The 11,729-nt window shown below is 67.0% G+C and carries 2 protein-coding genes; both read right to left on the reverse strand.

Annotated elements, in window-relative coordinates:
* Nucleotides 1-158: 158 nt before the first annotated feature.
* Complete coding sequence (locus ACCC94_RS22950) at nt 159-488, reverse strand: tryptophan synthase subunit beta (protein WP_413351888.1); 330 nt, start codon at nt 486-488, stop codon at nt 159-161.
* A 116-nt stretch (nt 489-604) separates the two neighbouring features.
* Entirely contained in the window at nt 605-11,707 is an 11,103-nt protein-coding gene (locus tag ACCC94_RS22955) for an Ig-like domain-containing protein (RefSeq protein WP_413351889.1), read from the reverse strand.
* Nucleotides 11,708-11,729: the final 22 nt, after the last annotated feature.

An 11,729-nucleotide genomic window follows, 5' to 3' on the forward strand; every position in this document is an offset into this window, starting at 1 on the left:
CCGCCCCCCCCCCCCCCTCCCCCCGCGGGGCTGTGCTGTCGCCGCCCCCCCCCCCCCCCCCCCCCGGCGGGGGGCGGGGGCGGGCGCCCCCCCCCCCCCCCCCCCCCCGCTCCTACAGACCACCGGATCGTTAGCACGGCCGGAAAAGAAAACGGGGCTCAGATCAGCCCCGTTTCCTCGTCATCGTTGATCAGCCGGGTCAGCCCGCCCAGCGCCTCGCGGGCCTGGGTCCGGTTGAGCAGTTTGGAGCGCGCTGCCGGCGGCAGGTCGGTGATGCGGATCACGCCCTTGGTGATCAGCACCGAGATCAGGTCCTCCAGCACCCGGATCATGTCCAGGTCGCTCTGCTTGAGCTGCAGCAGGCTGCTCTCGGCCGCCCAGGCCTGGATGTCCGGATGGTCCGCCGGCAGCGTGCCAGTGGCGCCTTCGAACTCGGCGTCCTCGACGCGTGCGATCTTCCCGTCGGCGTTGCGCTGGATATGCAGCATCGACCCGTCCCCATGTTTCGTGATGTGAAGGAACGCCAGCGGAACCACCCCGAAGGGTGGCCCCGCTGGCGCCGTGTCAGAGCCTGAACGTTCGGAAGCCTTGCGGCAACTGCCGATCAGTGATGCTCAGTCTTGACCACCGGGTCGGAACCCGCCACCAGCTTGTTGACGATCTCGGTGGAGGTCGAGCCGTAGGCGGAGAGGTCGACGCCGCTCAGCTTGATGGTGACGTCCGCGCTGCTGTTGACCTGGCCGGTGGTGCTCACCTGCAGGGTCGAGGTCGCGGTGTCCACCTTCAGGTAGCTGAGGATGTCGTTGTGCGCGGCGTCCGGCAGCAGGTCGCTGAGGTCGATGCGGTCACCTTCGCTGGCCTTGAAGTCGGTGATGGTCGCGCTGCCGGTGTCGCCGGCACGCCACAGGAAGGTGTCGGCACCCGCGCCGCCGGTGAGGGTATCGCTGCCCTTGCCGCCGATCAGGATGTCGTCTCCGGCGCCGCCATTGAGGATGTCGTTGCCCTCGTTGCCCACCAGCAGGTCGTTGCCGCCGTCGCCGTTGAGAGTGTCGTTGCCCGCGCCGCCGTACAGCGAGTCGTTGCCGTTGCCGCCATTGAGGGTGTCGTTGCCGGTGCCCCCGTAGAGGATGTCGTGGCCGTTGCCGCCGCTGAGGCTGTCGTTGCCGTCCAGGCCGTGGAGCAGGTCGTTGTTGCCGGTGGCCGTGGTGCTGGTGGTAGTGGCGACGGTGACGCTCAGGGTGCCGCTGGTGCTGGCGGTCGTGCCGTTGGACTCGGTGGCGGTGGCGGTCACGTTGAGGGTCAGGGTGCCGGTGTAGTTCACCGCGGTGAGCAGTTGCAGGTCGTGCAGCTGTGCCTCGGTGAAGGTCCAGCTGCCATCGGCGCCCTTGGTGCCGGCGGTGAAGGCGGCATCGGACGGTACGCCGGTGATTTTCACGCTCAGGCTTTCCGAGCCGCTGGGGTCGACCAGTCCGGTGGTCAGGGCGATGTCCACGGCGGAGCCGTAGGTCTTGTCGCCGTAGGTGACCGTGGTGTTGCTGATGGCCAGGCTGGAGTCCTTGCCGTCATCGCCACCGTTGAGCACCAGCCAGTCGAAGTGGTAGTTGCCGTTCATGGTCGCGGTGAAGCTCTGGATACCATTGCCGTTGACGCTGGCGCCCAGTTGCTCCGAGGAGGTCACCTGGATGACCTGCCTGGCGCCGGTCGGGTCGGTGACGACCAGGGCAACGATGTCGTTGAAGCCGTTCTGGATTTCACTGACGGTGTTCTCGCCGTTGGTGAAGGCCCAGGTGAAGTTGATCTTGCTGCCGGCGGTGAGGCTGTAGTCGGAGCTGGTCAGCGCACCGTCGATGACGTTGACCGCGGCATTGTTGGTGATCGGACCGGACGGCGGGTTGAACTTGTCCAGCGTACCGCTGGAAAGCCCGGTTTCCTGTTCCAGGATCGCCTGGCTCACGGCCTGGCTGGTGCCGATGGTGACGGCACCCGGGGTGAGGGCGAACAGGCTGCCGCTGACCAGTACCGGCGCATCGGCCACCGGGCTGACGCTGACCGCGACGGTGCTGGTGGCGGTGCCGCCATGACCGTCGCTGACGGTGTAGCTGATGGTGTCGTTGCCGCTGAAGTTGGTCTTCGGCGTGTAGGTCAGGGTGCCGTCGGCATTGATCACCACGCTGCCGTTGCCGGCGCTGGCGCTGCTGACGGTGAGCTTGTCGCCGTCCACGTCGCTGTCGTTGGCCAGCACATCGATCTTCACCGCCGTGTCTTCCTTGGTGCTCGCGGTATCGGCGACGAGGGTCGGCGCATCGTTCACCGCGTTGACACCCACGGTGACGGTCGCGGTGCTGGTGCCGCCATGGCCGTCGCTGATGGTGTAGGTGAAGCTGCCGCTGCCGTTGAAGTCCTTGGCCGGGGTGAAGACGACGTTGCCGCCTTCGAGCTTGACGCTGCCGTTGACCGCGCCCTGTACGCTGACAATCGACAGGCTGTCGCCGTCGATGTCGCTGTCGTTGCCCAGCAGGGTCTGCGGGGCGATGGTCAGCGGGGTGTCCTCGTTGGTCACCAGCTCGCCCACGGTGTGGGTCAGGCCGGTGCCGCCCAGTACGCTGTAGGTGCCGTTCTGCGGGCGCATCTCCACTTGCAGCTGGGCCTGGCCGCCCTGGTCCCAATAGACGATCTCGATGCTGTGGTTGCCGCTCTGGGCGATGCTGAAGACCGCCGATTCGCGGCCGGTCGGGCTCTGGTTGGCGTCGTACTTGAAGACTTCCACGCCGTCGATCCTGATGCTGAAGCCATCGTCGGCATTGACCCGCAGCTGGTAGTTGCCGGCATTGAGGTTGATCGCGCCGGTCAGCTGGATGATCGCGTCGGAGGTATTCGCCGGATCGGTGTTGAGGCTCTTCGCATCGTTGCCGAGGAACTTCTGCAGGTTGCCGTCGCCGCCCAGGTCACCGCCGCTGAGGCTGTAGTTCAGCGAACTGGCGGTGAAGGTCGCGGCCGCCGCCTTGCCGGTGATGAACGACAGCACCTGGGACAGGGTGGTCAGGTTGCTGCCATCGGTGCCTTCGCGATAGCCCCAGTAGCTGCCCTTCAGGCCGCTGACGGTGAAGCTGTCGTTGGCGGCCACCGGTGCGTCGTTCACCGGGGCGACATTGAGGGTCAGCTTGTTCGGCGTGGCGTCGAAGGCGCCGTTGCTGTCCTTCACCGAGAAGGTGAAGCTCGCGTAGTTGTTGCCGTTGGCATTGGCCGCCGGGGTGAATACCAGCTTGCCGAGGTCGGCTGCGTCGATCACCTGGCCGGCGGTCACGGCGGTGCCGTTGAACTTCAGCGTGCCGTTGCCGGGCAGGCTGTCGATGCGCACCGCGCTGAGGGCGTCGCCGGCGTCCACGTCGGTGAAGCCGAAGTCGGCGGCGCTGAAGCTGCGGCTGCTGTCCTCGTTCAGGGTGATGCTGTTGTCGGTGCCGTTGGGGGCATCGTTGACCGGCGTGACGTTGATGGTGATCACCTGGTCGGTGATGCCGCCGTGGCCGTCGTTCGCCTGCACGGTAAAGCTGTCGGTGCCGTTGTAGTTGGCCACCGGGGTGTAGGTGTAGCTGCCGTTGGCATTGACCACCACGCTGCCGTGGCTGGCGCCACCGTTGGCCTTCAGCGCGAAGGTGACGGTGTCGTTCTCCACGTCGGTGGCGGTGAGCTGGCCGGTCTTCGCGGTGTCTTCGGCGGTGGTGAGGCTGGCCTGACTGGTGAAGACCGGAGCATCGTTGACCGGGGTGACGGTGACGTTGATCACCTGCTCGGTGATGCCGCCGTGGCCATCGCTGACCTGCACGGTGAAGCTGTCGCTGCCGTTGTAGTTGGCGGCCGGGGTGTAGGTGTAGCTGCCGTTGGCGTTGACCACCACGCTGCCGTGGGCCGGGGTGGAGCCGGACTTCAGGGAGAAGGTGAGGGCGTCGTTTTCCACATCGGTCGCGGTCAGGGTGCCGTTGAGCGCGGTGTCTTCGGCGGTGCTGGCAGTGGGCGAGCTGGTGAATACCGGCACGTCGTTGACCGGGGTGACGTTGATCTTCACCACGGAGTCGACGAAGCCACCGTGGCCATCGCTGACGCGCACGGTGAAGCTGTCGGCGCCGTTGTAGTTGGCCGCCGGGGTGTAGGTGTAGTCGCCGGTGGTGGTGTTCAGCAGCAGGGTGCCGTGGCTCACCCCGGACTGCAAGGCGTAGCTGAGGCTGTCGCCATCGACGTCGCTGGCGATGATCTTGCCCACCAGCGGAGTGTCTTCTGCCACGTCCTTCTGCTGGTTGGCGGCGGTCGGCGCGTCGTTCACCGGGGTGACGGTGATGCTCACGGCCTGGTCGACGACCCCTCCATTGCCGTCGTCCACGGTGACGGTGAAGCTGTCGGCACCGTTGTAGTTGGCGTCCGGGGTGTAGGTGTAGTGACCGTCGGCCTGCAGGGTCAGGGTGCCGTGGGCCGGGCCGGTCTTCAGGCTGTAGGTGAGGCTGTCGCCGTCGACGTCGGTGGCCTGCACCTGGCTGACCAGCGCGGTGTCTTCGGCGGTGGTGGCAGTGGGCGAACTGGTGAATACCGGCGCGTCGTTGACCGGGGTGACGGTGATGGTGACCGTGGAGTAGGTCACGCCGCCCTTGCCATCGCTGATGGCGATGGAGAAGGAATCGGTACCGTGGAAGTTCGCCGCCGGGACGTAGATGTACTGACCGGTCTGGTGGTAGATCGTCAGCGACGCGGAGTGCTGCGGCATGCTGCCGAAGCTGTAGGTGAGCTGATCGCCGTCCACGTCGCTGGCGACGATCTTGCCGCTGAGCGAGGTGTCTTCGGCGATGGTCTTGGTCTGGTCGCTGGTGGTCGGCGCGTCGTTCACCGGCTTGATGCCGACCGTGACGACCTGTTCCACGCTGCCGCCATGGCCATCGCTGACCAGCACGGTGAAGCTGTCGCTGCCGTTGTAGTTGGCGTCCGGGGTGTAGGTGTAGTGGCCGTCGGTGCCGAAGGTGACGCTGCCGTTGGCCGGACCGCTGCCGTTCTTCAGGGTGTAGCTGAGGTTGTCGCCGTCGACATCGCTGGCATGGATCTGCCCGCTGACCGGCGTGTCCTCGTCGGTCTGCAGGTTCTGGCTGCCGCTCACGGTCGGCGCATCGTTCACCGGGGCGACGGTGACGACCAGGTCCAGGGTGCGGGTCGCGGTGTCGCCGTTGCTGGCCTCGGTCGCGGTGGCGCTGACCTCCAGCTTGATGGTGCCGTTGAAGTTCTCCGGCGGTGTCAGGGTCAGGGTCTCGAGGTTCCAGCCCTTGAGGTCGACGCTCTGGTGGGTGGCGTCGGCGGTGAAGCTGTGCGTGCCGTCGCTGAGGATGGCGCCAGCCGGGATCTTGCCGATGCTGATGGCCAGGGATTCCGAGCCATCGGTGTCGACCAGCGCGGCGTGGATCTTCGACAGTGCGATGGCACTGTCCTCATTGCCCTGGTTGAGCGCGGCGGCGGTGTAGTAGCCCTGGCCATCGCTGCCCAGGTGCGCGGTGAGGTTCTCGCCCCCGGCGGTCAGCTCGCCGGCGTCGTGGTAGACCAGTGCGCTGTCGGTGCCCAGCAGTCTGGGCGCGCTGCCATTGTCGGAGAGCTTCAGGTCGAAGTTGCCCGGGCCGCTCTGGTTGTGCTGGTACAGCGCCAGGGTGTAGTAGCCGCTTTCGGTCGGGGTGAAGGTGCCGCTGTACTTGCCGCTGCTGCCGCCCCAGGTGGCCTGGGCGACGTTGGTGCCGCCGATGACCAGGCGCACGCTGTCGTCGCCGGTGCCGCTGAAGGTATAGGTGTGGCCGGCTTCGAGGAAGATCAGGCCGCTGACCTTGCTGGCGGTGCCGGCCGGTACGTCGCTGTCCTTGGCGCTGTTGATCGATTCGCTGGTGGCCGGGGCGCCGGCCGCGTCGATCTTGCTCTGCAGGTCGCCGGGCGCGGCGCCGTTGCCGCCGGTGCCCAGGTTCAGGCCGGTCCAGGTTTGCAGGGTCAGGCCGGAGGAACTGAGGTGGTTGCCCAGGCTCAGGTCGGGTTGGTCGGCGATGGCTGCGATGGTCACCGCTACGCTGGCCGTCGAGGTACCGCCATGGCCATCGCTGATGCTGTAGGTGATGGTGTCGGAGCCGCTGAAGTTCGCCTTGGGCGTGTAGCTCAGGGTGCCGTCCTGGTTGATCACCACGCTGCCATTGCCGGCGCTGGCGCTGGTGACGGTCAGGCTGTCGCCGTCCGGATCGGTGTCGTTGCCCAGCACGTCGATCTTCAGCGTGGTGTCTTCCTGGGCGCTGGCGGTGTCGGCCACGGCGCTCGGGCCATCGTTGGCGCCGGTGATCACGAGCTTGAGCACGCCATCATCGCTGGCGTTGTGCTCGTCGCTGACGCTGTACTTGACCTCGATTTCCTTGGTCTCGCCGGCCTTCAGGCCCTGGTAGGCCGGATCGCTGCCGTTGAAGGTCCACTTGCCGTCGGCCTGCAGCACGAAGCCGGCCGGGGCATTGCCGATCAGCGCGAACTGCAGCTTGGCGCCGTCGTCGACATCGCTGGCGCCGAGCTGGCCCTGGCTGGTGAGGTCTTCGGCGACCTGTGCCTGGCTGTTGCTGGCGATCGGCGCGTCGTTGCTGCCGTTGATGGTGATGGTGACGCTGCCGGTGGTGCCGTCGGCGCTCTTGACCGCGAACACCTCGCTCAGGGACTTGCCCTGGGCCAGGTGATCGAAGGCGGAGTTGGCGACGAAGCTCCAGTTGCCGGCGCTGTCGATGCTGAAGTTGCCCAGGGTGCCAACGGTGTTTGCCTGCGCCTGGAAGGTGGCCGGGCTGTCGACATCGCTGATGCTCAGCTGGCCGCCAGTGGTCAGCGGGGCGTCGGTTTCCTGCAGGGCCACATCGGCGTTGCCGATGACCGCGGCGTCGTTGGTGCCGACGATGGTGACTTTCACCGAGGTCTGGGTGCCGTCGGCGCTTTTCACCACGAAGGTGTCCTGGACTATCTCGCCTTCGGCGAGGCTATCCAGCGCCGAACCGGCGGTGTAGGTCCAGTGGCCGGCCGCGTCGATGCTGAACTTGCCGTACTGGCCGGCGGTGTCGTTCTGCACCTGGAAGGTCGCGGGGCTGTCGATGTCGCTGATGCTCAGCTGGCCCCCGGTGGTGAGTACGGCGTTGGTTTCCTGCAGGGTCACCTCAGCGCTGCCGAGGATCGCGGCGTCGTTGGCGCCGACCACGGTCAGGGACAGGGTGCCGTAGCTGCTGGCGCCGTGTTCGTCGGTGACCTTGTAGGCGATCTGCAGGGTCTGGGTTTCGCCTTCGGCCAGGTGCTGGTAGGCGCTGTTGTTGCCATTGAAGGTCCAGCCGCCGTCGCCGCGCAGGGTGACGCCTGCTGGCAGGCTGTCCAGGGCGGCGTAGGTCAGCGTGCTGTTGTGGTCGACGTCGGTAGCGCCGATGTTGCCGCTGGCGGTCTGGTCTTCATGCACGGTGGACTGGGCAGCGATGGCCACCGGTGCGTCGTTGGTGCCGGTGACGGTCAGGGTCAGCGTGCTGGAGCTGCTGGCGTTGTGCTCATCGGTGACGACGTAGTTGATCGTCAGCACCTGCTTCTCGCCGGCGGCCAGGCTGTCGTACGCCGGGTTGGTCGGGTCGAAGCTCCAGGTTCCGTCGCCATGGAGGACGAAGCCGGCGGGGGCGGCGTTCTTCAGGCTGAAGGCCAGTTGCGCGTCGTGGTCGACGTCGGTGGCCTGCAGTTGGCCAGTGACCGGCGCGCCGCTCTTGTTCAGTTCCTGCAGGGTCTGCTGGGTTGCGCCATTGCTGGTGAGGGTCCAGCTGCCATTGCTCAGGTTGACGCTGCCCACCGAGTGGCTGGCGACGATCTGGCTGGACAGGTTGCTCAGCACCAGGCTGGAGTCGATGCTCTTGTCGCCGTAGTCGGCGACGCCGATGACGAGGGTGTAGGTCCCCGGCTGGGCGAACAGATGGCTGAAGGTCTGCTGGCCGGAGCTGCCGCCGTCGCCCACGGTGGCGACATCGGAGAGTTTGACCGCCTGGCCGTTGATCAGCACGTAGGCGAAGTCGTTGTACTGACCGTAGTCCTGGGTGCTGAAGTTCCAGTTGAAGCTGACGGCTTCGCCGGGCTGGGTGGTGGTCACGGTCAGGGTGATGGCCGAGCCTTCGGTGGCGTTGTCCAGCAGGCCGACCCGGTTCACGCCGCCCTCGACGGCGCTGGCGGTGGCGGGAATGGCGAACGGTGCGTCGTTGGTGCCGACGAGGTTGACGGTGACGTTGGCGGTGGTGCCATCGGCCGCCTTGACGGTGAAGGTGTCGGTGAGGATTTCACCGGCCTTCAGCTCGTTGTAGGCGCCCTGGGCGTAGTAGGTCCACTTGCCGCTGGCATCGAGGCTGAACTTGCCGTACTGGCCGAGCGTATCGGTCTGCGTCTGGAAGCTGGCCGGGCCGTCGACATCGCTGATGGTCAGCTGGCCGCCGGTATTCACGGCTGTGTCGGTCTCGTAGACGCTGGCGCTGGTCTGGCCGCCGATCACCGCGGCGTCGTTGCTGCCGGTGACGGTGAGGGTCAGGGTCTGGGTGTCGGTGGCGCCGTGCTCGTCGGTGACCAGGTACTTGACCTGGATGTCGCGGGTCTCGCCTTCGGCAAGGGACTGGTAGGCCGGGTTCTTGCCGTCGAAGGTCCAGCTGCCGTCGGTCTTCAGGGTGAAGCCGGCCGGCGGGCTGCCGGCAACGCTGAAGCTCAGCTTGGCACCGTCGTCCACGTCGGTGGCGGTGAGCTGGCCCTTGCTGACGGCGTCTTCGGCGGCGGCCGCAGTGGCGGCGTCGGCCCTGGGCGCATCGTTGGTGCCGGTGACGGTGATCACCAGCACGCTCTGGGTGCTGGCGCCGTGTTCGTCGGTGACGGTGTAGCCCACGCTGATGAGCTGGGTCGCGCCAGCCTTGAGGTGCTGGTAGGCGGCGTCGCTAGCATCGAAGCTCCACTTGCCGTCGCTGCCCAGGGTGAGGCCCGCCGGAGCGGCCTTGTTCAGGCTATAGGTGAGCTGCGCGCCATTGTCCACGTCGATGGCCTTCAGCTGGCCGCTGATCTGCGCATCTTCCTTGACCCCATTGAGCAGCGAGGGCAGGGCGATCGGCGTGTCGTTGGTACCGGTGACGGTCAGCGTCAGGGTGCTGGTGCTGGTGGCGCCCTGTTCGTCGGTCACGCTGTAGTCGATGGACAGCACCTTGGTCTCGCCGGCGGCGAGGCTCTGGTAGGCCGGGTCGAGGCCGCTGAAGGCCCAGGTGCCGTCCTTGAACAGGACGAAGCCGGCCGGCGCCTTGTCAGTCAGGCTGAAGCTGAGCCTGGCGCCGTCGTCCACGTCGCTGGCAGTCAGTTTGCCGAAGCTGAGCTTGTCTTCGCTGGCCGTGGCGGAGGCCGCATTGGCCACCGGCGCATCGTTGGTGCCGGTGATGGTGATGGTCAGGCTGCTGGAGCTGCTGGCGCCGTGCTCGTCGGTGACGGTGAACGGGATGCTGATGGTCTGCGTGGCGCCGGCCTTCAGGTGCTGGTAGTCGCTGACGCTGGCATCGAAGCTCCACTTGCCGTCGGCGTCGACGCTGAAGCCGGCCGGGGCGGCCTTGTCCAGGGCATAGCTGAGCTGGGCGTCGTGATCGACGTCGGTGGCGGCGAGCTGGCCGCTGATCTGCGCGTCTTCCTTCACCGCGGCAACAGTGGCGCTGGCGACCGGCGCGTCGTTGGTGCCGTTGATGGTCACGGTAACGATGCTGCTGGTGCCGTCGGCGGCCAGCACGGTGAAGCTGTCGGTCAGCTGTTCGCCGACCTTGAGTTCGTTGTAGGCCTCGTCGGCGATATAGGTCCAGCTGCCGTTGGCGGCGATGCTGAACTTGCCATGGGTGCCGGCGGTGCCGGTCTGGGCCTGGAAGCTGGCGGGGCTGTCGACGTCGCTGATGGTCAGCTTGCCGTCGATGGTGACCGGGGCGTCGGTCTCGTCGGCGCTGCCGCTGGTCTGGCCGGCGATCACCGCGGCGTCGTTGCTGCCGGTGACGGTGAGGGTGATGGTCTGCGGATCGCTCAGTGCGCCGTTGTTGTCCTTCGCCTGGTAGGTGAAGGTGACGTCGCGGGTTTCGCCCTGGGCCAGGCTGTCGAAGTCCTTGCCGGGGTTGAAGACGTAGCTGCCATCGGGGTTGAAGGTCAACGAGCCGTTGCCCTGGCCGACGTCGGTGGTCAGCTGGTAGCTGGCGATGCTGCCGTCCACGTCGGAGGCGGCCGGCACCTGGCCGTTGAGCACGGTGTTCTCTTCGGTGGTGGCCGCGCCCGGCAGGGCAACCGGCGCGTCGTTGGTGCCGGTCACGGTGATGGTGATGGTCTGCGGGTCGCTCAGCGCGCCGTTGTTGTCCTTCGCCTGGTAGGTGAAGGTGACGTCGCGGGTCTCGCCCTGGGCCAGGCTGTCGAAGTCCTTGCCGGGGTTGAAGCTGTAGCTGCCGTCCGGGTTGAAAGTCAGGTTGCCATTGCCGTTGCCGACGCCGGTGGTCAGCTGGTAGCCGGCGACGCTGCCATCCACATCCGAGGCGGCCGGGACCTGGCCGACGAGAACGCTGTTCTCCTCGGTGGTCGCCGCACCCGGCAGGGCGACCGGCGCATCGTTGGTCCCGGTCAGGGTCACGGTGAGGGTGGCGGTGCTGGTCGCGCCGTGCTCGTCGGTGACGCTGTAGGGCACCTGCACCACCAGGGTCTCGCCCTCGGTCAGGTGCTGGTACGCCGGGTCCTTGCCATCCAAGGTCCAGCTGCCGTCCGGCTTCAGGGTGAAGCCTGCCGGCGGGTTGCCGTTGGTGGTGAAGGTGAGGGTGCTGCCGGTGTCGCGGTCGGTGGCCAGCAGCTGGCCGCCGATCACGTTGTCTTCGTTGCCGCCGGCCTGGCCATCCTGGGCGACCGGGGTGTCATTGGCGCCCTGGACGTTGATGGTGATGACACGGGTGTCGGTGGCGCCGGACGGATCGGTAACGGTGACGGTGAAGCTCTCGCTCGGGTTCTGGCCCAGCGGCAGGGCGTTCACCGCATTGGCGTCGACCACGTAGGTGTAGCTGCCGTCGGCGTTGACGGTCAGCTCGCCGTAGGCGCCCTTGGCGCTGCCGCTCCAGGTCAGGTTGGTGTCGTCGACGTCGCTGGCGGTCAGTTGGCCCTTGATGTCGGCGAAGCTGTCGTTGGCGGCGGTATCGACGATGGCGCCGCTGTAGGTGCCAGTGGCCACCGGAGCGTCGTTCACCGCGGTAATCCCGACGTTCACCACCAGGGTGCTGGACGCACCGCGGCTGTCGGTGACGATCACGGTGAAGCTGTCGGCGCCGTTGTAGTCGCCGTTGGGGTTGTACTGCCAGGTGCCGTTGGGGTTGAGCACCAGCAGGCCGTTGGCCGGTGCCTGGCCGACGCTGTAGGAGATCAGGTCGCCATTCGGATCGCGGGCGGAGAAGGCGCCAGTGAGCTGCGTGTCTTCGGCGGTGGTGAGATTCAGCACGCCGTTGCCGCCGTCATCGAATTGCGGCGCGAGGTTGGCCGGCAGTTCGCTCTGGCGCTCGTCCGCGGCGGCGCCGCCATTGTCCAGCCCGGAGGTGCTGTAGCCGATGCTCGGGTCGACGCGGCCGGCCGTGGCATCCAGCACCACGAAGCTGTGGCCACCGCCCACGCCACCATTGCTGCCGGCCAACCTCGCGCCGCAATTCGATGAC

This window comes from Pseudomonas sp. Pseusp97, assembly GCF_047304025.1.
Classification (GTDB): Bacteria; Pseudomonadota; Gammaproteobacteria; order Pseudomonadales; family Pseudomonadaceae; genus Pseudomonas.